The following is a 24,274-nucleotide window of genomic DNA, read 5'->3' on the forward strand; positions in this document are numbered from 1 at the left end:
TGCAGGATGCGTGGCAGCGAGCTTGCCGCCACGCACCGAACCTCGGAGATCCTGCATGAAGCCGATAGTGCTCGCCGCTGCCATATCAATAGCCTTGCCCGGCGCCGCGCTTGCCGGCCCGGCTTCCAACACCGTGAAGTTCTTCTACGTGCCGGAGGTGAAGTTCGAGGCGGACGCCAAATACCGCGACCGCTTCACCGAGCCGGTGACCAGGCTGTTCGAAGCCAACGACAAGGCGCAGAAGGAGAAGCCCGACGAGGTATCCTGCATCGACTTCGACCCCGGCCTCGACGCCCAGGACTTCGATCAGAAGACCCTGTCGAAGACGCTGAAGCTCACCGAAGCCGTCAACGGCGACACCGCCGAGGTGACGGCAAGCTTCAATCTTTTCCCGGAAGGCGATGACTCCAAACGCGAAATGGTGTGGTCGCTGAAGAAAGTGGACGGCAAGTGGAAGATCGCCGATATCACCTCCAAGACCAGCGACTGGAAGCTCAGCGCGCTGGAATGCGGCGCCTCGACGGAGTGACGCCGTGCTTCGCTGGTCCGTCCTCGCGCTGTCGAGCTTGTCGATGCTGGCCGCGGGGCTGAGCGGCGGAGCCTCGGCGCAGGGGCTCTTCGGCTCGCCGCCCCCGAACGCGTCCTCAGGCGACAATGCGCCCGAGATCGACAAGTCGCCGCCTGCCGCGGCGCCGCAAACCAAACCAGCCGAACCGGCGCCCGTCGCACCTGTCCTGCCCGGATCGCCGACCGCGGTGGTGAAGCCGTTCTACGAACATGTCGGGTTGGAACTCGACCCTTCTCAGCGAAAGAACTTCATCGATCCAGCGAAAACCGTGCTCGACAAGAGCGATGCGCTACGCGTCTCGGGGCAGGGCGAGTGCCTCGACCCCAACATGGCGCTCGACAATGCAGATTATGACAAGCTCGCCATCGACCGGAGCCTGCGCACCATCGAAGCCGTCAATGGCGACGAGGCCAAGGTGGTCGTCGCCTTCGTCGTCGAAGGCCACCAGCACCGGCTGGAATGGAAGCTGAAGAAGGTCGGCGGCGCCTGGAAGGTCTCCGACCTTCTGTCGGTCACCGGCGAGTGGGCGCTCAGCCAGTACCAGTGCGAATGAAAGTGACTAAAGATCAGCGTCGGCGATCCTTCGCGCGCTTTCGCGCCAGCCCTTCGCAACAAATCTCAACCGCGCCCGCGATAGGGCGCAACGCCGGTATCCGGCAGCCAGGCGTCCTTGGGCGGCGCGCCGGTCTGCCAGAAGACGTCGATCGGAATGCCGCCGCGCGGGAACCAGTAGCCGCCGACGCGCAGCCAGAGCGGTTTCGTGGCCTCCACGATGCGGCGGCCGATCATCACGGTGCACTCCTCATGGAAGGCGCCGTGGTTGCGGAACGAGGTCATGAACAATTTCAGCGACTTCGATTCCACCAGCGTCCGGTCAGGCGCGTAGTCGATGACGATGTGGGCGAAATCCGGCTGGCCGGTGACTGGGCACAGCGAGGTGAATTCCGGGCAGGTGAAGCGCACGATCGCCGGCGGGCCGTCGCCGCGATTGAAAGGCACGGTCTCCAGAACCGCCTGTTCGGGATTCTGTGGCGTCTCGACGTGCTTGCCGAGCTGGGTGAGGTTTTTGGCGTCGGTCATGGGCGGGCTCCTTGCTCCCGGCCGTTAGAAGCGCAGTTCAATGCGGCGGGCGCGAAACGAAGGTTGAAAGAAGCGTTGCAGTCCTCTCGGGCGCAGCGCGTTTGACCGCTCATTAGCATCGGACCGAAAAGTGCGCAGCGGTTTTCGGATGAATCCGATGCGTGAAATGGAAGCGGGAGCGCTCCGCTCCCGCACAATTTGAAACGGCAGGAAGACAATGACCAGCAACGACCCGCTTCTCCAACCCTATCAGCTCAAGCACCTGACGCTGAAGAACCGGGTGATGTCGACGAGCCATGAGCCGGCCTATTCCGAGGACGGCATGCCGAAGGAGCGCTACCGGCTCTATCATGCCGAGAAAGCCAAGGGTGGCATGGCGCTGACCATGATGGCGGGCTCGGCGATCGTCTCGCGCGACAGTCCGGCTGCCTTCGGCAATCTGCATGTCTATGACGACAGGATCGTGCCGTGGTTAGCCGAACTCGCCGATGCCTGCCATGAGCATGACTGCAAGGTGATGATCCAGATCACCCATCTCGGCCGCCGCACGGGCTGGAACAAGGCCGACTGGCTGCCGGTGCTTTCGGCCTCGCCGGTGCGCGAGCCGGCGCACCGCGCGTTCCCGAAGACCATCGAGGAGTGGGATATCGAGCGCATCGTCGCCGACTATGCTTCCGCCGCGCAGCGCTGCCAGGCAGCCGGGCTCGACGGCATCGAGTTCGAATCCTATGGCCATCTGATGGACGGCTTCTGGTCGCCGCTCACCAACCATCGCGACGACGAGTTCGGCGGCTCGCTCGACAATCGGCTGCGCTTCACCGACATGGTTCTGGATGCGGTTCGCGCCGCGGTCGGTAAAGAATTCATCGTCGGCATTCGCATGGTCGCCGACGAGGATGTCGAAAAGGGCATCTCGAAGGAAGTTGGCGTCGAGATCGCCAGGCGCTTGGCCTTATCCGGCAAGGTCGATTTTCTCAACATCATCCGCGGCACGATCGAGACCGATGCGTCGCTGACCAAGGTCATCCCGGTGGCCGGCATGCGGTCCTCGCCGCATCTCGATTTCGCCGGCGAGGTGAGGGCGGCGACGAAATTCCCGACCTTCCATGCGGCGCGCATTTCCGATGTCGCAACGGCCCGCCACGCCATCGCCACCGGCAAGCTCGACATGGTCGGCATGACCCGCGCGCATATCGCCGATCCGCATATCGTCCGCAAAGTGATGGAGGGCCGCGAGCACGAGATCCGGCCTTGCGTCGGCGCCACCTATTGTCTCGACCGCATCTATGAAGGCGGCGAGGCGCTGTGCGTCCACAACGCCGCGACCGGCCGCGAGGCGACCATTCCGCACGTCATCGCCAAGAGCGAGGGACCGAAGAAGAAAGTCGTGGTGGTGGGCGCTGGCGCCGGCGGCCTGGAGGCCGCCCGCGTGGCGGCCGAGCGTGGCCATCAGGTGACTGTGCTCGAAGCCTCCAGCCAGGCAGGCGGCCAGGTGAGGCTCGCCACCCAGAACCCGCGCCGCAAGGAACTGATCGGCATCATCGACTGGCGATTGGCCGAGCTCGACCGTCTCGGCGTCGAGATCCGCTACGACACCTGGGCCGAGAAGGATGACGTGCTGGCGTTGGCACCGGATGTGGTGATCGTCGCCACCGGTGGCATGCCGCAAAACCCGCCGCTGACGGCCGGTGACAATCTTGTCACCTCGAGCTGGGACATCATGGCCGGGAGCGTCAAGCCGGCCGAGAACGTGCTGCTTTACGACGACAATGGCGGCCATCAGGGCATGGGCGCCGCCGAGCTGATTGCCAACAGTGGCTCGAAGCTGGAACTGGTTTCGCCCGAGCGCTTCTTCGCGCCGGAAATGGGCGGCCTGAACCACGTGCCCTATATGCGCGCCTTCCATGAGAAGGGCGTCACCGTCACCATCAACACCCGCCTGCGTTCGGTTCGCCGCGAGGGCAATCAGCTTGTCGCCGAGCTGGCGTCGGACTTCGCCGACGGCTGGCGCGGCGAGCGGCGCATCGACCAGGTGGTGGTCGAGCACGGCACCGTGCCGCTCGACGATCTTTATCTGTCGCTCAAACCCCTGTCGAAGAACGGCGGCGCGGTCGACTATGAGCGGCTGGTGAGCGGCGGCGACATCTTCCCCGCTCGCAATGCCGAAGGCGGCTTCGTGATGTTTCGCATCGGCGACGCTGTCGCCTCGCGCAACATCCACGCCGCCATCTATGACGGGATCCGGTTTGGGATCAGGATCTGAGGGTTGTGACGCGCAACGGACCTTTGCAAGGAGAGCCACCTGCCGCTTTGGTCCGTTGCGCGCCGCGCCCGGTCGGTTTTGCCGGCCGTGCGATTTCAAAACAGCTTGGCAGACGCCATGCAAAACACGGTGATAACCAGCAGCCCGCCGGCAATGCGTTCGCCTCTGGTCATTTTCGCCCGCAGCTGGGTTTGCCTCGCTTGATCTGCGCCGGCCAGCTGTCTGCTGGCGGAGGCGACAAGCGCACCCTGCACGCCGGCGGCGACCAGCGCCGTCAAAATGCCCAGCGCCAGCACCCTCTCCATTGAGCCGAAAGCCCCTTCGTGGAAGAAATACCAGAGCAGTATGCCAGTCAAGAACGCCAGGCCGGAGGCGCCGAGCTGCGGCCGGATGAAGCGCTCCGCCTTGATCTCCGGATCGCGGGCAACCGCAATGGTTGTGCCGGCCCAGAACACGCCGGCCATGACGTGCAGACCGATGGTGACGATATAGACATATTGCATGACCGCATTCCTCTTTGCCGCCGCCGCGCGTCGCAGCATGCCGACGCCATCAATAAGACAAAGTTAGATATCTAACGGTTAGATGTCAATCATGAAGCCAGGTTTCATGTTCCAATCGCTTTGCTCTACTGTCAGGTCATGACACCGTTTGACCGTCCGCCCGTCGGCATGACTCTCGCTCGTACCTCGAAAGTGGTGGCGCAGGCTTTCGATGCCGCGATGGTCGAGGCCGGTGGCACGCTGCCGGTCTGGGTGACTTTGCTGTCGGTTAAGTCGAAGGAACTGGCGAACCAGCGCGAGCTTGCCGGGATGATCGGCATCCAGGGTGCGACGCTTACCCATCATCTCAACGGCATGGAGGCGCAAGGATTGCTGACACGCCGCCGCGATCCGGAAAACCGCAGGGTCCATCAGGTGGCGTTGACGGAAGCCGGCGAAGCGCTGTTCGAAAAGTTGCGCCTCGCGGCGGTAGCCTTCGACAAGCGTCTGCGGGCTGGTATCCCCGATGACAAGCTCGCCGAGTTCACGCAGGTGCTTGCGGCCCTTAGGCGCAACGCCGAGCCGCCTCAGTCGTAACCGGCCATTGCGCCGAAGGCGTAGTGGCGCAGCTTGAGCGCCGCGATCAACGCCGTCAGTTTCGCCTTGCCGTCAAAAGAGCACGTCGAGGATGTTGCTGGTGCCGTTCAGCGGACCGTCGTCGAAGGTGACGTAAATGGTGCGATCGGCGGCCAAGGCCGGCAATGCGATCGACAACAGCAGTGGCAGGATAAGGCGAAGCGGCATCCGCGAGATCCGGTTGCGATCTCTCAGGCCGCCATGGCTGAACCGACGTGTCAAGTTGGCTGAACACTGGGTAGTGGGTCAGTTTGAAATTGCTCACCTCGAGGAGGCCTTCCAGCGCCTATAATCCGATTATAGATTGTCCCCAAATTTTATTAGAGTATGCTTATATTAGGCACAGAGGGCCCTGCCTCCAATGATGCGGCGTACAAAGCGTCCTAGGGAGGAAAACCATGAGAACCCTTCTTATCGTCACGACGGCACTTGCATTCGCAGCCTCCGCTCCCGCGCTTGCGGACCCTAAAGGCAGCACTACGACAACCACGTCTGAACAGGGACATAGCGGGAACCCGCCAAACAATGACAATGGGACGACCACGACCACCACAACGACCGGACCAAGCGGTCAGATAAACAATGGGAAGCTCGACTGTAACAATTGCGATACGACCACCACGACGACTGGGCCTGGCAACAGCACCAAATAAGAGCGCGGAACTCCGCTTACCGGGGCGCCTTCCCCAACGCGCCCCGCTTTTTTCCCCATCCCGATCGCCGCAGGGCTTACAACATAGCGGCTTGCTTTTTGTAGGGGCCGCGCGCCAGCCGCCTCAGTCGTAGTCCGATATCGCGCCGAAGGTGTAGCCTCGCCGTAGCCTTCATAGGGCGGAGATACCTATGAGGGCTTCGGCCGGCGAGAACCGGAGCGGAGCGTACTTAACGTACGTGAGCACCGGAAGCGCAGGAAGCCGGCATTTGCAGGCCGGCCTCACCTGAATATCGGCGCATCTCAAGCCAAGCTGCCGTGCAGCACCTTCAGCTTCGCCTTCTTCGGGCTGCGTGCCAAAAGCCATTCGCGCGCCTTGTCCTGAGGCATCGGGAAGGCGATGGAATAGCCCTGCACCTGGTCGCACCCGATCGCCATCAGCGAGTCGAGCTCGGCCTCGGTTTCGGCGCCCTCGGCGACGATCGAGATGCCGAGCCCGCGGGCAAGCTCGGTGATGGCGCGCACGATCTTGGAGTTGTCGCCGTTCTCGTTGATGTTCTGGACGAAGCGGCGGTCGATCTTGAGCCGGTCGATCTCGTTGGGGTTGACGTGGCTGAGCGAGGCATAGCCGGTGCCGAAGTCGTCAAGCTCGAGATGCACGCCGGCGGCGCGGATGTGGCGCAGCTTGGCGGCGATCCCGGTCTTCTCGTCATCGAGGATGACGGATTCCACGATCTCCAGCGCCAGCTTCTGTGGGGGCAGCCCGGCCCGCTCCAGCGTGCCGAACAGGAAGGCGTCGAAATCGAGCTCGCGCAGCTCCGTGCCCGAGACATTGACGGCGATGCGCCCGAAATCAATGCCGGCGCGGTTCCATTCGGCGGCTTCCTCGATCGCTTTGGCGATGACGATGCGGCCGACATCCGGCATGAAGCCGCATTTCTCGGCGACGGGGATGAACTCGCCGGGCGAGATCATACCGCGCGTCGCGTGCTTCCAGCGCACCAGCGCCTCGATGCCGCTGATCTTGCCGCTGGTCAGCGATACCTGCGGCTGGAAATAGACCTCAAAACTCTTGTTGGCGATCGCCGTGCGGATGTCCTGTTCGAGCTGCTTGCGGTAGTCGAGCTCGCGGCGCAGTTCCTCGGAGAAGAAGGAGAAGTTGCCGCCGCCGAGCTTCTTGGCGGAATAAAGCGCGAGATCGGCATGGACGAGCAGGTCTTGCGCGTTGTCGGCGTCGACCGGATAGACGGCGATGCCGGCGCTGGCGCCGGGCATGATGGTCGTGCCCTGGAACGTGATCGGCTCGTTGATCTCGCCGAGGATGCGCTTGGCCAGCGCATGGATGTCCTCGGTGCTGCCGGCGCCGTTGAGGATCATGACGAACTCGTCGCCACCAAGCCGCGCGCACAGATCCGACGCGCGGCAGGAATCGCGCGTGCGCTGCGCGGTCACCACCAGCACGTAGTCGCCGGCGGCATGGCCAAGCGTGTCGTTGATCTGCTTGAAGCGGTCGAGATCGAGCTGGATCACCGCCAGGCGCTCGCGGCGGCGATGCGCTCCCTTGATCAGCGTATCGAAATGGTCGGTGAGGAAGGTGCGGTTGTGCAGCCCCGTCAGGCCGTCATGCACCGCGATGAAGGCCATCGAGTTGCGCGCGTCGACCAGCTCGCGCGTCTTGCGCAGGATGGCGTTGGACATCGGCCGGAAGATGAACAGCGCCACCAGAACGATCACCCCGAGCGTGGCAAAGAAAAGGGTGCGGTGCAGGTTGAGCAATTGACCGGAGCGTTCGTCTGCAAAGGCGCTGATGCGCTGGCCGAGCGCGGCATAGCCGGACAAGGTCGCATTGGCGAGGGAGGCGTCGAGGCCGGCGCGCTCGGTGCCGCCCTTGTAGCCATCGCTTTGCATGCCGAGTTGGGATCCGAAGGACGAGGCCAGTCGCTCTCCGTTGGCCACCAGACCGACGGAGAAATAGTCGAGATGGAACGGCTTGCTGAACAGCACGTATTCGATCGATTTAGGATCGTTGCGCGCCGGCGACAGCGGGTCGGCGCCGGTCTCGGTGAGCAGCCGGTCGTAATTGGTCTCGAACTCGCCCGTCGCCTGCTTGAGCGCGGTCACCAGCGCCGGCTGCTTGTCGCGCGAGGCAGCACCCGTGGCGCTGGCCAGGAAGACGATACGCTGCGACAGCGCCTTCTGCGTCTGGACGATGTCGAGTAGCGCATCATTGTGCTGTTGCTGCGCCATCAACTGCTGCAGAAGGATGAAGGAGGCGATCACCATGGCGGCGATGATCGTCAGCGCCAGCCAGTAGCCGGTCTTGATGAGCAGGATCAGCTTGCGCGAAACGCTCTGCACTGGCTGCTGCGACATAACTGGGTGACCCCTCCGGTCGACGGATACCTGCCAAGGATTCGTGGCGGGAAAACGATTAACTTGAAAGGGTTAATGGGTCGGCAAGGTGATCGCGGCAGCGCGGAAAAGCTCGCAAGATGGTTATCACGTCCTTTCTTGCACATCTCTTTTTTGATCCTATTGCCGCCACGCCATCGCAGGGATTGCGACCGGGCTTTCGCAGCGCCACCGAAGCGGTCGCTTTTGCGATGGATTTTTCGTGCCCGTAGCGCGACAGTCCGGCCTCGAACCGAACAGGGCCGACCATGAGCAAAGCATTCCTTTCCCATATCGACAGCGAGCTTCAAGGGCTGAAATCGGCCGGACTCTACAAGTCCGAGCGGGTGATCTCCTCGATGCAGTCCGCCGAGATCGAGGTCGGCGGCGAAAAGGTGCTGAATTTCTGCGCCAACAACTATCTCGGGCTCGCCGACAGCCCGGATCTGCGCGACGCGGCAAAGCACGCGCTCGACCGCTACGGCTACGGCATGGCCTCCGTGCGCTTCATTTGCGGCACGCAGGAGGAACACAAGCAGCTTGAGGCGACCATCTCTTCCTTTCTGGGCATGGACGATACCATCCTCTATTCTTCCTGCTTCGACGCCAATGGCGGCCTGTTCGAAACGCTGCTCGGCGAGGAGGACGCCATCATCTCCGATGCGCTGAACCACGCCTCGATCATCGATGGCGTGCGGCTCTCGAAGGCCAAACGTTTCCGCTACGCCAACAACGACATGGCCGATCTCGAGGCCCGGCTGAAGGAGGCCAAGGACTGCCGCTTTCGGCTGATCGCCACTGACGGCGTGTTCTCGATGGACGGCATCATTGCCAATCTCAAGGGCGTCTGCGACCTCGCCGAGAAATACGACGCCATGGTCATGGTTGACGACAGCCATGCGGTCGGCTTCGTCGGCAAGAACGGCCGTGGCTCGGCCGAGCATTGCGGCGTCGAGGGCAGGGTGGACATCATCACGGGCACGCTTGGCAAGGCGCTGGGCGGCGCCTCGGGCGGTTACACGTCGGGCAAAAGCCAAGTGGTCGACTGGCTGCGCCAGCGCTCGCGCCCCTATCTCTTCTCCAACACGCTGATGCCGGCGATTGCCGGCGCCTCGATCAAGGTCTTCGACCTGATCCGCCATGGCGACGCGCTGCGCGAGTGCCTATATGCCAATGCGGACCGGTTCCGCTCCAAGATGGGCAAGCTCGGCTTCACGCTGGCTGGCGCCGATCATCCGATCATCCCGGTGATGCTGGGCGACGCGGCGCTGGCACAGGAGATGGCTGCGCGCATGCTGAAGCGCGGCATCTATGTCATCGGTTTCTCCTTTCCGGTGGTGCCGAAGGGCCAGGCGCGCATCCGCACGCAGATGTCTGCCGCCCATTCCAGCGCCGACATCGACAGGGCCGTCGCGGCCTTCGGCGACGTGGGAAAAGAACTGGGTGTAATCGCGTGACCCACGCCGAGGAAAACAGAAGTCGGCCATGACGATCGATGTCACGAGCAGGATCGAGATCGCCAGGCCCCGCGCGGTCGTCGCCGCCTTTTCCGCCGATCCGGACAACGTGCCCCGCTGGTACGTCAATATCAAATCGGTCGAATGGAAGACGCCCCGACCGGTCCAGGTAGGATCGAGAATTGCATTCGTAGCGCAGTTCCTCGAACGGCGGCTTGTTTACACCTACGAAATTGTAGATCTCGTGCAGGGCGAGCGGCTGGTGATGCGAACCGCCGAAGGACCGTTTCCCATGGAAACGAGTTATGCATGGCGCGATACCCGAGAAGGCGCTACCCATATGGCGCTCCGGAACCGCGGTACCCCGACAGGCTTTTCCCGTCTTGTGGCGCCGTTTATCGCCCTGGCCGTTCGGCGTTCGACCGCTCGAGACTTGCTCCGGCTGAAGAACATTCTAGAGGCGGCGCACTGATGAAACCGATCCCATCGAGACAGGCAAGATTTTGAGGAGCGTCTGATGTCGAACATGATGAAGGCGCTGGTGAAGGCCAAGGCCGAGCCGGGCATCTGGATGGAAGAGGTGCCGGTGCCGGAGATCGGCCCCAACGACGTGCTGATCAAGGTCAAGAAGACCGCGATCTGCGGCACCGACGTCCATATCTACAATTGGGACCAGTGGGCGCAGAAGACGGTGCCCGTGCCGATGGTGACGGGCCACGAATTCGCCGGCACGGTCGCTGATTTCGGCTCCGCGGTCACCGAATACAAGGTCGGCCAGCGCGTGTCGGGCGAAGGCCACATCGTCTGCGGCCATTGCCGCAATTGCCGCGCCGGCAGGGGGCATCTGTGCCGCAACACGCTGGGCGTCGGCGTCAACCGTCCCGGCGCCTTCGGCGAGTACATGGCGATCCCGCAGCACAATGTCGTGCCGATCCCCGACGATGTGCCGGACGAGATCGCCGCCATCTTCGATCCGCTGGGCAATGCCGTGCACACAGCCTTGTCCTTTGATCTGGTCGGCGAGGACGTGCTGGTCACCGGCGCCGGGCCGATCGGCATCATGGGTGCGCTGGTGGCGCAATGCGTCGGCGCGCGAAAGGTCGTCATCACCGATATTAACCCGGTGCGACTGGATTTGGCGCGAAAACTCGGTGTCCAGCATGTCGTCGACGCCTCGAAGGAAAAGCTGCGCGATGTGATGCCGTCGATCGGCATGAGCGAAGGTTTCGACGTCGGGCTGGAGATGTCGGGCGCGGCCCCCGCTTTCCGCGACATGATCGACACCATGAACAATGGCGGCAAGATCGCCATCCTCGGCATCGCGCCGACCGGCTTCGAGATCGACTGGAACAAGGTCATCTTCAAGATGCTGCATCTCAAAGGCATCTACGGCCGCGAGATGTTCGAGACCTGGTACAAGATGATCGCCTTGGTGCAAGGCCCGCTGGATGTCTCGGGGCTGATCACCCATCGCATCGGGATCGACGATTTCCAGGTGGGGTTCGATGCGATGAGGAGTGGGAGTTCTGGGAAGGTTGTGATGGATTGGTGAGAGCCTCTGGAGAGATGTCGAGTTCCTTCGCCCCCCTCTCTGTCCTGCTGGACATCTCCCCCTCAAGGAGGGAGATCAGCCGTCACATCGGCCTTCGCCAATCGCGGACCTTGCAAGACGAGCGCCGTCGCCAAAGCTGCCAATCTCCCCCCAAGAGGGGGAGATGTCCGGCAGGACAGAGGGGGGCGCTGTCCCGCCGGCCTCTCATCTACTTTCTCTCCAACGCCCCTTCCAGCGCAGCCACCCCCCTGGCAATCGCCGCGCGCTCCTCCTCGCTCAGCTTCCCCAGCAACTCCCTTTCAAACGCCTTCGCCAGCGGCACCATCTCGCGATAGGCCGCGAGCCCAGCGCTGGTCAGCGCCAGGCGCTCTACGCGGCGATCATTCTCATCCGGCGTCCGCGTCAACCACCTACGCCGTTCCAACTCCGCCACCGCCCGCGACACCTTCGTCTTGTGCATGGCCGATTGCTCGCCGAGCTCCGTCGCCGTCATCGTGCCCCGCTCGCCAAGCCCCGACAGCGTGCGCCATTCCGGTCGCGTCAGACCGTGACGCTCCTTGTAGATCCTCGAAAATTCGCGGCTGACGGTGTCGGCAAGCCGGTAGAGCCGGTAGGGCAGGAAGCTTTCCAGCTCCAGAATTTCCATGGTCGCACCGCGAAAGCGTCAGCCGTTGATAGTTACATTTTCAATGGTTACAAATGAAACCAGTTTGGTCAACATCGCCTGCAGGCCAAATTCTTGAAGCTTGCAAGTCGGATCAGGGGAGGATCGGATGGGCTTTTCCTACATGCCGGGTTTCGGCAATGATTTCGAAACCGAGACGCTGCCCGGATCGCTGCCGCAGGGCCGCAACTCGCCGCAGCGGCCGGCCTACGGCCTCTATGCCGAGCAGCTTTCGGGCTCGCCCTTCACCGCGCCGCGCGGCACCAACGAGCGCTCCTGGCTTTACCGCATCCGTCCGAGCGTAAAGCACACCGGCCGCTTCAAGGGCGCCAGCTACCCTTTGTGGAAGACGGGGCCCAATATCGGCGATCACGAGCTCGCGCTCGGCCAATACCGCTGGAACCCGACGCCGATGCCGACCGAGCCGACCGACTTCATTTCCGGCATGCGTACCTTCACCACGGCCGGCGATGCGGTTGGCCAGTCGGGCATGGCAGCGCATGTCTATGTCGCCAACCGGTCGATGGTGGACGACCATTTCTTCAACGCCGACGGCGAATTGCTGGTCGTGCCGCAGGTGGGCGCGCTGCGCTTCGTCACCGAGATGGGGGTGATTGAGCTTCGCCCCGGCGAGATCGCGGTGCTGCCGCGCGGCCTCGTCTTCAAGGTCGAGCTCGGCGACAAGGAGGCGCGCGGCTATGTCTGCGAGAATTACGGCGCCAAGTTCACCATGCCCGACCGCGGCCCGATCGGCGCCAATTGCCTGGCCAATCCGCGCGATTTCAAAACGCCCTGCGCCTGGTTCGAGGAGAAGGAGACGCCCTGCCGGCTGATCGTCAAATGGTGCGGCGCCTTCCACGTTACCCAACTCGGCCATTCGCCGCTCGACGTCGTCGCCTGGCATGGCAACTACGCGCCCTACAAATATGATCTGGCGACGTTTTCGCCCGTCGGCGCCATCCTGTTCGACCACCCCGATCCATCGATCTTCACCGTGCTGACGGCGCCGAGCGGCGAGGAGGGCACGGCCAACGTCGACTTCGTCATCTTCCCGCCGCGCTGGCTGGTGGCCGAAAATACGTTCCGGCCGCCCTGGTACCATCGTAACATCATGAGCGAGTTCATGGGCCTGATCCATGGCCAGTACGACGCCAAGGAGGAAGGTTTCGTGCCCGGCGGCATCAGCCTGCACAACCAGATGCTGGCGCATGGCCCGGATGCTTCCGGCTTCGAGAAGGCGACGCGCGCCGACCTGAAGCCGGTCAAGCTCGACAACACCATGGCCTTCATGTTCGAGACGCGCTTTCCGCAGATGCTGACGCGCTACGCCGCCGAGCTCGGCACCTTGCAGGAGAACTACATCGACTGCTGGGCCGACCTGAAGAAGCGTTTCAACGGCACCCTGGAAGGCGACTGGTCTTGAGGCACGCCCGATGAATGACCGGCTGGTGCTTCTGGGCTCCAAAGGCGGCCCGGCGTTGCGGCCGGGCGGTCCATGGCCGACCGCCTCGCTGCTGGAATTCGGTGGACGAACCATTGTTGTCGATTGCGGGCTGGGCGTCACGCGCGGCCTGGTCGATGCCGGCATAAGCCTGAAGGCGCTCGGCCTGATCTTCATCACGCACCTTCATTCGGACCACGTTCTGGAACTCGGGCCGCTGATCCACACCGCCTGGACGGCGGGGCTGGCGACGCCGGTGACCGTTTTTGGCCCACCCGGCACGGGATACCACTGGCAATGCTTCTGCCAGGCGATGGAGTTCGACATCGAGATCCGCATCATCGACGAAGGCAGGCCGGACATCCGCGACCTGATCACGGTCGAGGAGTTCGGCGAAGGATCGGTTCTGGACGAGCGAGGTCTGACGGTGACTGCGTTGCGCGTCGACCATCCCCCGGTCACCGACTGTTTTGCGCTGCGTTTCGAGCAGGGCGGCAAGAGCGTGGTGTTTTCCGCCGACACTGCCTTCTTTCCGCCACTGGCTGAGTTTGCCAAAGCTGCCGACATCTTTGTCCATGAGGCGATGCTGGAGGAAGGCGTGGAGCGACTGGTCGCCCGGACTGGCAACGGCGCGCGGCTGCGCGAGCATCTCCTAGCCAGCCACAGTTTTGCCGACGAAGCAGGCCGCATCGCCAGCGATGCCGGGGTGAAGCGGCTGGTGCTCAACCATCTCATTCCAGCCGACGATCCGGCGATCGGCGAGGACGACTGGATCGACGCCGTCAGGAAAACTTGGTCCGGCGACTTGACGATTGCCCGCGACGGCCTTGTTGTGGGGCTAGGCGGTCAGAAGGCCGCTTCAGGAGAGGAAACCGCATGAAGCTTGCCACATTGAAGAACGGGACGCGCGACGGAAAACTGGTCGTGGTCTCGCGCGATCTGACGCGGTTCACCGACGCTTCCTTCCTGGTGCCGACGCTGCAGGCTGCGCTCGACGATTGGCGCCGCATCTCGCCGCATCTGGCGGCCATGGCCGAATCGCTCGAGACCAACGCGGTTCCCTCGGCGCGTTTCCACGAGCACGACGCGCATTCGCCGCTTCCGCGCGCCTATCAATGGGCGGACGGCTCCGCCTATGTGAACCATGTCGAACTGGTGCGGAAGGCACGCGGCGCCGAGATGCCGGCAAGCTTCTGGACCGACCCGCTGATCTACCAGGGCGGCTCGGACTCCTTCATTGCGCCGCGCGATCCGATCCGCATGCCGGACGAAGCCTTCGGCATCGACATGGAGGGCGAGGTCGCGGTCGTCGTCGACGACGTCCGGATGGGCGCCAGTCTGGAACAAGCGAAGGAGGCAATCCGCCTCATTATGCTGGTCAACGACGTCACGCTGCGCGCCATCACCGGGCCGGAACTGGCCAAAGGCTTCGGCTTCTTCCAGTCGAAACCTTCGTCGGCCTTCTCGCCAGTCGCGGTCACGCCCGACGAACTGGGCGATGCCTGGGACGGCGGCAAGGTCAATCTCTCGCTGCTGGTCGACGTCAACGGCAAGCCGTTCGGCCGCGCCAATGCCGGCGTCGACATGACCTTCGATTTCCCGACGCTGATCGCGCATGCCGCGAAAACCCGGCCGCTCGCCGCCGGCAGTATCATCGGCTCGGGGACCGTCTCCAACAAGCTCGACGGCGGCCCTGGCAAGCCGGTCTCGGCCGGCGGCGCCGGCTATTCCTGCGTTGCGGAACTGCGCATGATCGAGACCATCGAAGGCGGCGAGCCGAAGACGCCCTTCCTGCGTTTCGGCGACACGGTGCGCATCGAGATGAAGGACAAGGCTGGCCATTCGATCTTTGGCGCCATCGAGCAGAAGGTCGAGAAATACGAGGGGTGAGGGGAGCATTGAGCCGGTGACCATGCTGGAGCACCTGCGCCGCATGGCGCGCAACAATCTCTGGTCGAACGACCGGCTCTATCGTGCAGTGCTGGCGCTTCAGCCCGGCGAGCTCGAGGCCGGGCGCACCGGCTTCTTTCCGTCGATCAGGGAGACGCTAAACCACATCCTGGCAGTCGACCTTCTCTATCTCGACTTCCTGACCGGCGGTGGCCTCGGAGCCTCGGCCTACGACGACTACGTGCCCTTCAACGATGCAGTAGGTCTGGCCGAGGCACAGGCCGATTTCGACCGCAGGCTCGTTGCTTTCTGCGATGCACTTTCAGAGACCGATCTCGACCGCCGCGTCATAACCGACCGGCGCGAGGATGGCATGATCCCCGAAAAGATCGGCGACATCCTCGCGCATGTCTTCCTGCACGACATCCACCACCGCGGGCAGGTGCATGCCATGCTTTCCGGCACTTCCGTTCCGCCACCGCAACTGGATGAATTCCTGCTCGAGTACGACCTGAAGCTGAGGAAAGAAGAGGTCGAACGGTTGGGACTGGATGATCAGACCAAGGCAACGTCGTAGGCTGCGAAGTGCCGATCCGCAGTGACCATCGTCAAATCTTCAATTTGAGCCTGCGCGATGAGTAGACGGTCGAATGGATCACGATGATGAAGCGGCAGATGCTCAAGTCTCGCTGCGTGCAATTCATTGACGCCGAGGATCGGAATGCCGTTCGACTTCAAGATCTCCACGATATTGCCTGTGAGCGTGACTTTGCCGAGCGATTTCTTGATGGCGATCTCCGCCACCGAGATGGCGCTGACGACCACATCCTCACTCGCAAGAAAGATGTCCCGATGATGGTCCGAAAGGCGTGAATCCGCGTTGAGTACCCAGAGTAGAATATGGGTATCGACCAGATATTTGCGGCTCATTTGATGTACTCGTCCCATTCGGGGCCGAGTTCATCAAAATCATCCGATATCCAAATTTGGCCTTTCAGGGCTCCAAACAGACCCTTGCTCCCCGCAGGCCGGGCAGGGGCGCTCAAGGTTGCCACAATCTCCCCGTGCCGGGTCAGATTGATCTTTTCGCCGGCCTGGGCCCGCTTCACCAACTCGGCGAGTTGGGCCTTTGCTTTTGCCATCGGAACGTTCATTGCCAACCTCTTATGACCAGAATTTAGGTCATAATTGGTCCGGCCGCAAGTAAGCTCAGGCGTTACGCCGCCTTGCCGCCCAGCTTGATCACGCCGCGCTTGATCTGGTCCTGCTCGATCGACTCGAAGAGCGCGCGGAAATTACCTTCGCCGAAACCTTCGTCGCCCTTGCGTTGGATGAACTCGAAGAAGATCGGACCGATCACGGTTTTGGAGAAGATCTGCAGCAGGATCTTGGTCGTGCCGCCGTCGACCACGCCTTCGCCGTCGATCAGGATGCCGTGCTTTTTCATGCGCTCGATCGGCTCGTCATGGCCGTGCACGCGCTCATGCGACATCTCATAATAAGTGTCGGGCGGGCCGGGCATGAATTTCAGCCCGTTGGCGGCGAGCTTGTCGGTGGCCTCGTAGATCGCATCGGTGCCGACCGCGATGTGCTGGATGCCCTCGCCATTGTACTTCTTCAGATACTCGGCGATCTGGCTGGTCTCGTCCTTGGACTCATTCAGCGGAATGCGGATCTTGCCGCAGGGCGAGGTGATGGCGCGGCTGACAAGGCCGGTGATCTTGCCGTCGATGTCGAAGAAATGGATCTGCTTGAAGCCGAACAGATCGCGGTAGAAATCCCACCATTTGTCCATGTTGCCGCGATAGACGTTGTGGGTGAGGTGGTCGAGATAATAGAAGCCGACGCCTTCGGGCTTCGGGTCGCGCTCGCCCAACCACTCGAACTCGGCGTCATAAGCCGAGCCTTTTTCGCCATAGGCTTCGATGAAATAAAGCAGCGAGCCGCAGATACCGACGATCGCCGGCACGTCGAGCGCTTTGTCGCTTCCCTCATAGGGCGTGGCACCCTTTGAGACGGCATGGTCGAAGGCATGTTTGGCATCGACCACGCGCCAGGCCATCGAGGCGGCGCAGGGGCCGTGCTTTTCAACGAACTTCATCGCATGCGAGCCGGGCTCGGCATTGACGACATAGTTGATATCGCCCTGGCGCCAGACGGTGATGTCCTTGCTGCGGTGTCTTGCGACCGCGACATAACCCATGCGGGTGAACAAATCGGCGAGCTTTTCGGGCTCCGAATGCGCGAACTCGACGAACTCGAAACCGTCGGTGCCGGCTGGGTTTTGCTTGTTGATCTTGGCAGGCGGGGCGTCGTGCGGGAAGGGGCCCATGGCAGTCCTCCGAAAGCTGTCGCGGCCGTGCTTGGCCAGTTTCAACGATGATAGCGCGCAGTGTCCGCACGGTGCTTGCATTCAACCGCTTGAAATGCTCATCATGTGCGCAATTTGTGCATGAACAGGGAGAAATTCATGGACGATGCGCGACTTGATCAATTTGACCGCAAGATAATGGCACTTTTGCAGGAGGATGCGCGCTTCACCAACAACGATCTGGCGGAGCGCGTGAACCTGTCGCCCTCGCAATGCTCGCGCCGCCGCCTGCGGCTCGAGGAAGACGGCTATATCAAGGGCTACCGTGCCGTGCTCGACCGCGACCGTCTGGGCTTTTCGCTGGTCAATGTCATCTCGGTGACGTTAGCCACCCACAACCGAGACAACGCCCGCCGCTTCGGCGAGCTGGTCGCCCGCCTGCCCGAAGTGCAGGAGGCGCACGCGCTGACCGGCGAGATGGATTACATCCTAAAGGTGGTGACGCCCGACCTCAAATCATTGTCCGAGTTCGTCAACGGCGTGCTCCTGCCGCACGAATCCGTGCAGCACGTGAAGACGGCGATCGTGCTCGAGACGCTCAAGGAAACCGGCGCGCTGCCGATTTAAAATGTGCTGATATTCAGGTGAGGCCGGCCTGCAAATGGCGGCTTCCTGCGCTTCCGGTGCTCACGTACTTTAAGTACGCTCCGCTCCGGTTCTCGGAAGCCACCATTTTCGGCTCGGCCTGACCTGAATCTCAGCATACTTTCGCGGCAATCCGTCACCCCCGCTGCTGCTGGATCAGCCCATAAAGGTTGGTGCAGCGCGCGCCGGAGCGGCAATAGGCGAACACCGGGCCTTCGAGCTCGTCGAGCGCGGCGGCCTGGTCCTCGACATTGTCCATGGTGATCTGGCCGCTGATCACCGGGATGTAGCGGAAGGCAAGCCCCGCTGCCTCGGCCGCCGCCTGGACGCTCCCGGCCGAAGGCTGGCCCGGCTGCTCGTCGTCCGGCCGGTTGCAGATCACGCTTTTGAAGCCGGCGTCCTTGATGGCGGCGATATCCTGCGGCTGGATCTGGCCGGAGACCGAATAGTCGTCGCTGATCTGGCGGTATTCCATGATGTGGTCCTCGCAATCTCTTTGGCGCAGTCATGCCACCCCGGGGCATGAGCGGCAATCCGTACGAGCGGATTTCTCTGCCAAATAGAGAGTGAGGGCCGGAAAATCCAACCGGGCCGATCCTGGTCCGGTTGGATGTTGGCCGCTCAGCTTCCCAGGATCGCGCCTTTGATCTGCGTGATGTTGTTGTGCATCATGTCGATATAGGTCGCGGCGGGACCATCGGGCTGAGACAGCGCGTCCGAATAGAGCGTGCCGCCGACCTTGATGCCGGTCTCGCCGGCAATCTGCTCGATCAGCCGCGGATTGGTGATGTTTTCCACGAAGATCGCCGCCGCCTTGTCCTGCTTGACTTGGCTAACCAGCTTGGCGACATCGGCGGCCGACGGTTCGGAATCGGTCGAGATGCCCTGCGGCGCCAGGAAGGTCAGGCCGTATTCGTGCTCGAAATAGCCGAAAGCATCATGCGAGGTGATGACGACGCGCTTGGCTTGGGGGATCGACTGGATCGCCGCCTTCACTTCGCCCTCCAGCCCATCAAGCTTGGCAGTATAGGCGGCGGCATTGGCCTTATAGCTGTCGCAGCCTGCGCTATCGGCCGTGCAGAACGCGTCGGCGATGTTCTTCACATAGATCTTGGCGTTGGCGATCGACTGGAAGGCATGCGGATCGGTGACGGTCTTGCCGCCGCCGGTGCCAGCACCTTCGGCGGCATCCGCATCGGCGAATTCCGGCTTGAAGTCGATCGGCGTCACGCCCTTGGTCAGCGTCACGATCGCGGCCTTGGTGGCGCTGGCGTCGACCAGGCGCTGCAGGAAACCCTCGAAATGCAGGCCGTTGACCAGCACGACATCGGCTTTGGCCATCGCCACCGCGTCCGCCGGGCTCGGCTCATAGACATGCGCGTCGCCGTCCGGCCCGACAATGGTGGTGATGTTGACCCGATCGCCGCCGACATTTTTCGCGAAGTCGGCAATCACAGTGAAGCTCGCCACGACCTTGAGCGGCACCGCGAAGGCTGACGAGGTTGCGAAGGCGCTTAATGTTATAACGCTCAACGCCAGGGCGGCTCGGAAGGATTTCAGCATTGGCAACGTCTCCTTTTAAGGGGTGGGAATGAGGGTCAGGCGGTGCGGTGCCGGTGATGCACGATGCGGGCGCGCAGCACGCCGCGCGTGCCGAACAGGATCGAGCAGAAATAGACGACGCCGGACGAAAGGATGATCGCCGGACCGGAAGGCAGCGAGGCGTGATAGGACAAGAGCAGCCCGGCGATGCAAGAGGCGAAGCCGATCAGCACGGCGAGCGCGCACATCGGCTCCACGCGCGCCGTCCAGAAGCGGGCCGCGGCGGCAGGCAGCATCATCAGTCCGACCGACAGCAGCGTGCCCAACGCCTGGAAGCCGCCGACGAGGTTGAGCACGACAAGGCCCAAGAAAATGAAATGCACCGGGCTGCCCATGCGGCTCACCGAGCGCAGGAACAGCGGGTCGAGGCACTCGGCGACAAGCGCGCGCCAGAAGATGGCGAGACAGGCGAGCGTCACCGCCACGATTCCGCCGATCAGGATGAGCGCCTCATCGTTGAGCGCCAGCACCGTGCCGAACAGCACATGCATCAGGTCGACGCTGGAGCCGCGGATCGACACCATCAGCACGCCGACGGCCAGCGAGATGAGATAGAAGGCCGCCATCGAGGCGTCCTCGCGCTGGATGGTGAAGCGAGAGACGGCACCCGCGCCGAGCGCCACGATGATGCCGGCGATCAGCCCGCCGACGGTCATCGGCAGGATTTCGAGGCCATAAAGCAGGAAGCCGGCGGCGGCGCCCGGCAGGATGGCATGCGCCATCGCGTCGCCCGACAGGCTCATGCGCCTGAGCATCAGGAAGACGCCGACCGGGCAGGCGCCGAGCGACAGCATCAGCGAGCCGAACAGCGCCCGCTGCATGAAGGCGAAGTCGGCGAAGGGCGCGATGAACAGGCCGTAGAGGAAATCCATCATGCCGCCCTCGGTCCGGAGCCGTGATGATGGTCGTGTCGGTGGTCATGCCCATGATCATGATCGTGCGCGCGATCATGGCTGTGTTCATGCTCACTCGGCTCGCACCACGGCGCGTTTTCTTCCCACGCCTCGTGGAAGCGCCTTGCCTTGAGCAGATTTTCCGGCCGCAGCGTGTCCTTGGTGTCGCCCCAGGCGACAGGCTGGCGGGCAAGCAGCAGCGTCTCCGGGAAATTCTGCCGCACCAGGTCGAGGTCGTGAATCACGACCATGATCGTGCGCTCCTCGCCATGCCAGCGCTTTATCAACTGGATGAGATCGCCCACGGTCTTGGAGTCGACCGCGTTGAACGGCTCGTCGAGCAGGATGAGGTCGGCGTCCTGCAACAGCACGCGGGCAAACAGCGTGCGCTGCAGCTGTCCGCCGGACAGCGTGTCGATCGGCCGCTTCTCGAAGCCGCCGAGCCCGACCGCCATCAGCGCCTTGCTGACGGATTCTCGGTCCTCTTTGGTGTAGCGCCCGAGCATGCCGCGCTTTGGCCATAGGCCGAGCGAGACCAGATCGACGACGCGCGCCGGAAAGGAGCGGTCGAGCTCCGACTGCTGCGGAAGATAGGCGGTGCGGACACCCGGCATGCGGACCACCGCGCCTTCCATCGGCTTCAGCACGCCGACGATGCCCTTCATCAGCGTCGATTTGCCCGAGCCGTTGGCGCCGACCACCGCGGTCAGCGAACCTTTGCGGACGGTGCCGTTCAAATGATGGATGGCCGCGTGGCTGTTGTAGCCCAGCGTCAGGTCGTGGAAAGTCAGGCAGGCATTGGTCATCGGGCGGCGGTCCGCGAAATCGAGTGAGCTGTCGATATGTGATGTTATTACATTAGTCAACACGCCAGGCTGGCGCAATTGTGTCACGACCGGTCAACTCGCCGTGTAGGTGGGCGGCAGAGACCGGATACTTGGCTCAATTGGTTTCGCGTCCGCCGGCCTTGCCCCGCGTCCGCCCGGACTCTAAAGAGCAGCGACTCCCATAACGAAGGAACCTCCAATGAGCATTCGTCGCATCGATGTCGGCCCGCGCATGAGCCAGATCGTCATCCATGGCAACACCGTCTATCTGGCCGGCCAGGTCGGCGAGCCCGGCGGCAACGTTGCCTCGCAGACCCGCGACATCCTCAAGACCATCGACGAATTGCTCGCCAAGGCCGGCACCGACAAGACCAAGATCGTCCAGGCGATCATCTGGCTGGCCGACATGGGCACCTTCGCCGAAATGAACTCGGAATGGGACAAGTGGGTGCCGCAAGGCCATACCCCAGCACGCGCCACCGGCGAAGCCAAGCTCGCCGCCCCGGAATATCTGGTCGAGATTATTGTGACTGCGGCGATCTGAGGCGCCGACTTTCCCTTCTCCCCTTGTGGGAGAAGGTGGCCGCGAAGCGGCCGGATGAGGGGTGCTCCAGGGAATGCCAGCGTCTCACTCCGCTGGAACACCCCTCATCCGTCTCGGCGCTGCGCGCCGATCCACCTTCTCCCACAAGGGGGGAGGAGAAGAGCTCACCCCTGCGACGGGGTAAATCGCGCCACCAGCGTGTGGCTCTCCGCCGGATAGATGAACCGAACATGCGTCACCGGATGCTCGGCGCTCCAGGTGCGGCGTTCGACCACCAGGCAGGGCGCGCCCACGTCGATGTCTAGCGCATCGGCGATCGTCTCGTCGGCGGCCATGGCGCGGATGCGGTGCTCGGCCTCGCTCCACGGAACGCGGCCGATCAGCCACGGGCCTGGCGCGATGTCGAGAAATTCCTCCTCGGCTGCCTCGGCCACCGCAGAAAGATTGATCAGCCGCTGCTCCAGCGCGAACGGCCGTTCGCCGGCAAAATGCAAGCCCTCCAGCGCCAGCACCGGACCTGATCGGGAAAGCCCGAGCAGCGCGCGGTCCTCGGTGCCACTGCGCCGCTTCAGGCGTTCCAGCCGCTTATAGCGATAGGGCAGGCCGAGCGCCTCGACCTCGATTCTGATGTCATGCAGCTCAAGCACCGCCGCTTGCGACTGCGGCTGGCGCACGAAACTACCGGAGCGGCGGCGGCGCTCGATCAGCCCGGCCTTGGCCAACTGCGACAGCGCCTTGTTCACCGTCATGCGCGAGCAATTGTAGTGATCCGTCAGCTCGTGCTCGAAGGGGATGCGATGGCCCGGCGCCCAGGCGCCCGACAGGATCTTTTCGCGGATATCCGACAGGATGCGTTGATGCAGCGAGAGGATCTCGCCGCCTTCGATGTCATCTATCTCGACAAGGCTCATCGGATGTTCCTGTTCAGCCCTGCGACAATGCGGTCATGACTTCGCGGAACCGCTTGGCAACCGCCTCGCGCTTGGCATGTCTGCCGCCGCTGACCTGCTTCTTGCCATGCACCCAAACGCAATCGACCTTGCTGCCGTTGGCGAAAATCCAGGTGTCGAGGATCGCGTCGCCAGCCTTGCCGGCAACCGAAGGATGGCCAGCGTCGAGCGAGACCAAATCGGCGGGGCAGCCGGCGGCAATTTGCGCCGGACCGGCGCCGAGCGCCTGGCTGCCGCCGTCGAGCGAGGCGTCGAACAGGGCGCGCCCCGTCGAGCCGCCGGTGCGGGCCAGCACATTGCGGGCGCGATGGGCGAGGCGCTGCGAATATTCGAGCTGCCGAAGCTCGTCCGACAGGCCGATCAGCACATTGGAGTCGGAGCCGACGCCAAAGCGGCCGCCATGCTCGATGAACAGTGGCGCCGCGAACGTACCGTCACCGAGATTGGCTTCGGTGATCGGACAGAGTCCGGCGACGGCGCCGGTCCGGGCCATGGCAATCGTCTCGGCTTCGGTCATATGGGTGGCGTGGATCAGGCACCAGCGCTTGTCGACTTTGGCGTTGGCCAGCAGGAATTCGACCGGACGCTTGCCCGACCAGGCGACGCAGTCCTCGACTTCCTTCATCTGCTCGGCGACATGGATGTGGATCGGGCCGTCCGGCGCCATCGCGGCGACCGCATCGAGTTCGTCCGGCGTTGCGGCGCGCAGGCTGTGCGGCGCAACGCCGACGACGGCCTGCTCCAGCGAATGAACCGCCTCGCGGCTTTTCTCAAGCAGACGTCCGAAGCGCTCGACATCATTGATGAATCGCCGCTGGCCCTCATTGGGAGCCGCGCCGCCGAAGGACGAATGGGCGTAAAAAACCGGCAGCAGCGTCAGGCCGATGCCGGTGTCTGAGGCGGCAGCCGAGATCCGCTCTGCCATCTCAGCGATATTGGCATAAGGCTGCCCGTCGCGGTCGTGATGCAGATAATGAAACTCGCCGACGCGCGAAAAACCGGCCTCCAGCATTTCGACATAAAGCTGCGCCGCCACAGCCTCGACCTGGTCCGGCTTCATCGACAGCGCGCAGCGGTACATCACCTCGCGCCAGCTCCAGAAACTGTCGGCCGAAGGGCCGCGCAATTCGGCCAGACCCGCCATGCCGCGCTGGAAGGCGTGGCTGTGCAAATTGGGCATGCCGGGCACGACGATGGCATGGCGCTCGTCGCCGGCTTGCACGGAAGCGCTGGCCTCGACCTTCGAGATGCGGCTGCCGTCGAAAGTGATCCTCACATTGCTTTGCCAGCCCTCGGGCAGAAGCGCCTGTTCCGCAAAGATCGCCGTCACCTGCGTCTCCAAATCTCGATGCGTGAGCGACGATATTGCTTGCGTCGCGTTTCAATATGTATATACATAATCAGCATCCTTTCAAATGGAAAAGAT

General features: G+C 63.0%; 28 protein-coding genes. 13 read left to right on the forward strand and 15 right to left on the reverse strand.

The features are described 5' to 3' along the window. Positions 1–55: 55 nt before the first annotated feature. Entirely contained in the window at positions 56–529 is a 474-nt protein-coding gene (locus tag LB520_RS10185) for a DUF3828 domain-containing protein (protein WP_224637396.1), read from the forward strand. Between the two features lie 4 nt (positions 530–533). Then, the gene (locus LB520_RS10190) at positions 534–1,121 is read left to right on the forward strand and encodes a hypothetical protein (RefSeq protein WP_224637397.1); all 588 of its coding nucleotides are present in this window, start codon (positions 534–536) and stop codon (positions 1,119–1,121) included. 65 nt (positions 1,122–1,186) lie between these two features. Here LB520_RS10190 and queF read toward each other — a convergent pair whose 3' ends face one another. Continuing rightward, positions 1,187–1,648 (reverse strand): preQ(1) synthase, encoded by a 462-nt coding sequence (queF, locus tag LB520_RS10195; protein ID WP_224637398.1) that lies wholly within the window; start codon positions 1,646–1,648, stop codon positions 1,187–1,189. Positions 1,649–1,672: 24 nt separating this feature from the next. Then, entirely contained in the window at positions 1,673–1,876 is a 204-nt protein-coding gene (locus LB520_RS10200; protein ID WP_140840977.1) for a hypothetical protein, read from the reverse strand. Here LB520_RS10200 and LB520_RS10205 point away from each other — a divergent pair. Next, positions 1,866–3,911 (forward strand): FAD-dependent oxidoreductase, encoded by a 2,046-nt coding sequence (locus LB520_RS10205; protein WP_224637399.1) that lies wholly within the window; start codon positions 1,866–1,868, stop codon positions 3,909–3,911. The genes LB520_RS10200 and LB520_RS10205 overlap by 11 nt on opposite strands. Positions 3,912–4,006: 95 nt before the next feature. Here the strand turns inward: LB520_RS10205 and LB520_RS10210 are convergent, their stop codons facing one another. Continuing rightward, positions 4,007–4,414, reverse strand: a complete 408-nt coding sequence (locus LB520_RS10210) for a hypothetical protein (protein WP_224637400.1) — start codon at positions 4,412–4,414, stop codon at positions 4,007–4,009. Between the two features lie 168 nt (positions 4,415–4,582). Here LB520_RS10210 and LB520_RS10215 point away from each other — a divergent pair, with 168 nt between their 5' ends. After that, the gene (locus LB520_RS10215) at positions 4,583–4,990 is read left to right on the forward strand and encodes a MarR family winged helix-turn-helix transcriptional regulator (RefSeq protein ID WP_224529100.1); all 408 of its coding nucleotides are present in this window, start codon (positions 4,583–4,585) and stop codon (positions 4,988–4,990) included. Between the two features lie 72 nt (positions 4,991–5,062). Here LB520_RS10215 and LB520_RS29125 read toward each other — a convergent pair whose 3' ends face one another. Together LB520_RS29125 and LB520_RS10220 are read right to left on the reverse strand one after the other, a co-directional pair. After that, the gene (locus tag LB520_RS29125) at positions 5,063–5,197 is read right to left on the reverse strand and encodes a hypothetical protein (RefSeq protein ID WP_263483667.1); all 135 of its coding nucleotides are present in this window, start codon (positions 5,195–5,197) and stop codon (positions 5,063–5,065) included. Positions 5,198–5,984: 787 nt separating this feature from the next. Next, positions 5,985–8,054, reverse strand: coding sequence for a putative bifunctional diguanylate cyclase/phosphodiesterase (locus LB520_RS10220; RefSeq protein WP_224637401.1), 2,070 nt, complete (start codon positions 8,052–8,054; stop codon positions 5,985–5,987). A 287-nt stretch (positions 8,055–8,341) separates the two neighbouring features. Here LB520_RS10220 and LB520_RS10225 point away from each other — a divergent pair, with 287 nt between their 5' ends. From LB520_RS10225 to tdh, 3 genes are read left to right on the forward strand one after another with little or no spacing between them, the layout of a single operon-like run. Beyond that, entirely contained in the window at positions 8,342–9,529 is a 1,188-nt protein-coding gene (locus tag LB520_RS10225; RefSeq protein ID WP_224637402.1) for a glycine C-acetyltransferase, read from the forward strand. Between the two features lie 28 nt (positions 9,530–9,557). Further along, a complete protein-coding gene (locus tag LB520_RS10230; RefSeq protein ID WP_224637403.1) occupies positions 9,558–10,001 on the forward strand; it encodes an SRPBCC family protein in 444 nt (147 codons plus the stop codon). A gap of 45 nt (positions 10,002–10,046) precedes the next feature. Continuing rightward, on the forward strand, positions 10,047–11,081 hold the full coding sequence (gene tdh, locus LB520_RS10235; RefSeq protein ID WP_224637404.1) for an L-threonine 3-dehydrogenase: 1,035 nt from the start codon (positions 10,047–10,049) through the stop codon (positions 11,079–11,081). A gap of 208 nt (positions 11,082–11,289) precedes the next feature. Here the strand turns inward: tdh and LB520_RS10240 are convergent, their stop codons facing one another. Continuing rightward, complete coding sequence (locus LB520_RS10240) at positions 11,290–11,727, reverse strand: MarR family winged helix-turn-helix transcriptional regulator (RefSeq protein WP_224637405.1); 438 nt, start codon at positions 11,725–11,727, stop codon at positions 11,290–11,292. Between the two features lie 127 nt (positions 11,728–11,854). Here LB520_RS10240 and hmgA point away from each other — a divergent pair, with 127 nt between their 5' ends. From hmgA to LB520_RS10260, 4 genes are read left to right on the forward strand one after another with little or no spacing between them, the layout of a single operon-like run. After that, a complete protein-coding gene (hmgA, locus tag LB520_RS10245; protein ID WP_224637406.1) occupies positions 11,855–13,168 on the forward strand; it encodes a homogentisate 1,2-dioxygenase in 1,314 nt (437 codons plus the stop codon). 10 nt (positions 13,169–13,178) lie between these two features. After that, positions 13,179–14,066, forward strand: coding sequence for an MBL fold metallo-hydrolase (locus LB520_RS10250; RefSeq protein WP_224637407.1), 888 nt, complete (start codon positions 13,179–13,181; stop codon positions 14,064–14,066). After that, complete coding sequence (locus LB520_RS10255; protein ID WP_224637408.1) at positions 14,063–15,076, forward strand: fumarylacetoacetate hydrolase family protein; 1,014 nt, start codon at positions 14,063–14,065, stop codon at positions 15,074–15,076. Before LB520_RS10250 ends, LB520_RS10255 begins: the two co-directional genes overlap by 4 nt. Positions 15,077–15,092: 16 nt before the next feature. Beyond that, positions 15,093–15,653 carry a DinB family protein gene (locus LB520_RS10260; protein WP_224637409.1) on the forward strand — a complete coding sequence of 187 codons (561 nt, stop codon included), beginning with the start codon at positions 15,093–15,095 and terminating at the stop codon, positions 15,651–15,653. Here LB520_RS10260 and LB520_RS10265 read toward each other — a convergent pair. From LB520_RS10265 to hppD, 3 genes are all read right to left on the reverse strand, one after another. Next, complete coding sequence (locus tag LB520_RS10265) at positions 15,632–16,006, reverse strand: type II toxin-antitoxin system VapC family toxin (protein ID WP_095767795.1); 375 nt, start codon at positions 16,004–16,006, stop codon at positions 15,632–15,634. The two genes, LB520_RS10260 and LB520_RS10265, sit on opposite strands and share 22 nt — an antisense overlap. Continuing rightward, the gene (locus LB520_RS10270; RefSeq protein ID WP_095767794.1) at positions 16,003–16,230 is read right to left on the reverse strand and encodes a type II toxin-antitoxin system Phd/YefM family antitoxin; all 228 of its coding nucleotides are present in this window, start codon (positions 16,228–16,230) and stop codon (positions 16,003–16,005) included. Before LB520_RS10270 ends, LB520_RS10265 begins: the two co-directional genes overlap by 4 nt. Before the next feature lie 62 nt (positions 16,231–16,292). Next, entirely contained in the window at positions 16,293–17,408 is a 1,116-nt protein-coding gene (gene hppD / locus LB520_RS10275; RefSeq protein ID WP_224637410.1) for a 4-hydroxyphenylpyruvate dioxygenase, read from the reverse strand. Between the two features lie 138 nt (positions 17,409–17,546). Between hppD and LB520_RS10280 the strand changes: the two genes are divergently transcribed. Beyond that, the gene (locus LB520_RS10280) at positions 17,547–18,014 is read left to right on the forward strand and encodes an Lrp/AsnC family transcriptional regulator (protein WP_224637411.1); all 468 of its coding nucleotides are present in this window, start codon (positions 17,547–17,549) and stop codon (positions 18,012–18,014) included. 154 nt (positions 18,015–18,168) lie between these two features. Here the strand turns inward: LB520_RS10280 and LB520_RS10285 are convergent, their stop codons facing one another. The 4 genes from LB520_RS10285 to aztA form a co-directional block, all read right to left on the reverse strand. Beyond that, positions 18,169–18,507, reverse strand: coding sequence for a TIGR01244 family sulfur transferase (locus LB520_RS10285; protein WP_095767791.1), 339 nt, complete (start codon positions 18,505–18,507; stop codon positions 18,169–18,171). A gap of 146 nt (positions 18,508–18,653) precedes the next feature. Next, entirely contained in the window at positions 18,654–19,595 is a 942-nt protein-coding gene (gene aztC / locus LB520_RS10290; protein ID WP_224637412.1) for a zinc ABC transporter substrate-binding protein AztC, read from the reverse strand. Between the two features lie 35 nt (positions 19,596–19,630). Continuing rightward, complete coding sequence (aztB, locus tag LB520_RS10295) at positions 19,631–20,506, reverse strand: zinc ABC transporter permease AztB (RefSeq protein ID WP_224637438.1); 876 nt, start codon at positions 20,504–20,506, stop codon at positions 19,631–19,633. Continuing rightward, positions 20,506–21,333: a zinc ABC transporter ATP-binding protein AztA gene (aztA, locus tag LB520_RS10300; protein WP_224637413.1), complete on the reverse strand. Its 828-nt coding sequence runs from the start codon at positions 21,331–21,333 to the stop codon at positions 20,506–20,508. Before aztA ends, aztB begins: the two co-directional genes overlap by 1 nt. Before the next feature lie 220 nt (positions 21,334–21,553). Here aztA and LB520_RS10305 point away from each other — a divergent pair, with 220 nt between their 5' ends. Next, complete coding sequence (locus LB520_RS10305) at positions 21,554–21,898, forward strand: RidA family protein (RefSeq protein ID WP_140697768.1); 345 nt, start codon at positions 21,554–21,556, stop codon at positions 21,896–21,898. Between the two features lie 164 nt (positions 21,899–22,062). On the opposite strand, the gene hutC is transcribed toward LB520_RS10305, so the two are convergent. Both hutC and LB520_RS10315 read right to left on the reverse strand, forming a co-directional pair. Continuing rightward, the gene (hutC, locus tag LB520_RS10310) at positions 22,063–22,809 is read right to left on the reverse strand and encodes a histidine utilization repressor (protein WP_224637414.1); all 747 of its coding nucleotides are present in this window, start codon (positions 22,807–22,809) and stop codon (positions 22,063–22,065) included. 13 nt (positions 22,810–22,822) lie between these two features. Continuing rightward, positions 22,823–24,178, reverse strand: coding sequence for a formimidoylglutamate deiminase (locus LB520_RS10315; RefSeq protein WP_224637415.1), 1,356 nt, complete (start codon positions 24,176–24,178; stop codon positions 22,823–22,825). Positions 24,179–24,274 lie beyond the last annotated feature (96 nt).

It is taken from the genome of Mesorhizobium sp. CA12 (genome assembly GCF_020165255.1).
Taxonomy (GTDB): Bacteria; Pseudomonadota; Alphaproteobacteria; order Rhizobiales; family Rhizobiaceae; genus Mesorhizobium.

Bases quoted from the DNA above. Each gene is read 5' to 3' on its own strand.
- aztA (WP_224637413.1), bottom strand. From the start codon at position 21,333: ATGACCAATGCCTGCCTGACTTTCCACGACCTGACGCTGGGCTACAAC.
- LB520_RS10280 (WP_224637411.1), top strand. From the start codon at position 17,547: ATGGACGATGCGCGACTTGATCAATTTGACCGCAAGATAATGGCACTT.
- LB520_RS10225 (WP_224637402.1), top strand. From the start codon at position 8,342: ATGAGCAAAGCATTCCTTTCCCATATCGACAGCGAGCTTCAAGGGCTG.
- LB520_RS10230 (WP_224637403.1), top strand. From the start codon at position 9,558: ATGACGATCGATGTCACGAGCAGGATCGAGATCGCCAGGCCCCGCGCG.
- LB520_RS10305 (WP_140697768.1), top strand. From the start codon at position 21,554: ATGAGCATTCGTCGCATCGATGTCGGCCCGCGCATGAGCCAGATCGTC.
- LB520_RS10255 (WP_224637408.1), top strand. From the start codon at position 14,063: ATGAAGCTTGCCACATTGAAGAACGGGACGCGCGACGGAAAACTGGTC.
- hppD (WP_224637410.1), bottom strand. From the start codon at position 17,408: ATGGGCCCCTTCCCGCACGACGCCCCGCCTGCCAAGATCAACAAGCAA.
- LB520_RS10265 (WP_095767795.1), bottom strand. From the start codon at position 16,006: ATGAGCCGCAAATATCTGGTCGATACCCATATTCTACTCTGGGTACTC.
- LB520_RS10285 (WP_095767791.1), bottom strand. From the start codon at position 18,507: ATGGAATACCGCCAGATCAGCGACGACTATTCGGTCTCCGGCCAGATC.
- aztB (WP_224637438.1), bottom strand. From the start codon at position 20,506: ATGGATTTCCTCTACGGCCTGTTCATCGCGCCCTTCGCCGACTTCGCC.
- tdh (WP_224637404.1), top strand. From the start codon at position 10,047: ATGTCGAACATGATGAAGGCGCTGGTGAAGGCCAAGGCCGAGCCGGGC.
- aztC (WP_224637412.1), bottom strand. From the start codon at position 19,595: ATGCTGAAATCCTTCCGAGCCGCCCTGGCGTTGAGCGTTATAACATTA.
- hmgA (WP_224637406.1), top strand. From the start codon at position 11,855: ATGGGCTTTTCCTACATGCCGGGTTTCGGCAATGATTTCGAAACCGAG.
- LB520_RS10220 (WP_224637401.1), bottom strand. From the start codon at position 8,054: ATGTCGCAGCAGCCAGTGCAGAGCGTTTCGCGCAAGCTGATCCTGCTC.
- LB520_RS10210 (WP_224637400.1), bottom strand. From the start codon at position 4,414: ATGCAATATGTCTATATCGTCACCATCGGTCTGCACGTCATGGCCGGC.
- LB520_RS10215 (WP_224529100.1), top strand. From the start codon at position 4,583: ATGACTCTCGCTCGTACCTCGAAAGTGGTGGCGCAGGCTTTCGATGCC.
- LB520_RS10270 (WP_095767794.1), bottom strand. From the start codon at position 16,230: ATGAACGTTCCGATGGCAAAAGCAAAGGCCCAACTCGCCGAGTTGGTG.
- LB520_RS10250 (WP_224637407.1), top strand. From the start codon at position 13,179: ATGAATGACCGGCTGGTGCTTCTGGGCTCCAAAGGCGGCCCGGCGTTG.
- LB520_RS10240 (WP_224637405.1), bottom strand. From the start codon at position 11,727: ATGGAAATTCTGGAGCTGGAAAGCTTCCTGCCCTACCGGCTCTACCGG.
- hutC (WP_224637414.1), bottom strand. From the start codon at position 22,809: ATGAGCCTTGTCGAGATAGATGACATCGAAGGCGGCGAGATCCTCTCG.
- queF (WP_224637398.1), bottom strand. From the start codon at position 1,648: ATGACCGACGCCAAAAACCTCACCCAGCTCGGCAAGCACGTCGAGACG.
- LB520_RS29125 (WP_263483667.1), bottom strand. From the start codon at position 5,197: ATGCCGCTTCGCCTTATCCTGCCACTGCTGTTGTCGATCGCATTGCCG.
- LB520_RS10205 (WP_224637399.1), top strand. From the start codon at position 1,866: ATGACCAGCAACGACCCGCTTCTCCAACCCTATCAGCTCAAGCACCTG.
- LB520_RS10185 (WP_224637396.1), top strand. From the start codon at position 56: ATGAAGCCGATAGTGCTCGCCGCTGCCATATCAATAGCCTTGCCCGGC.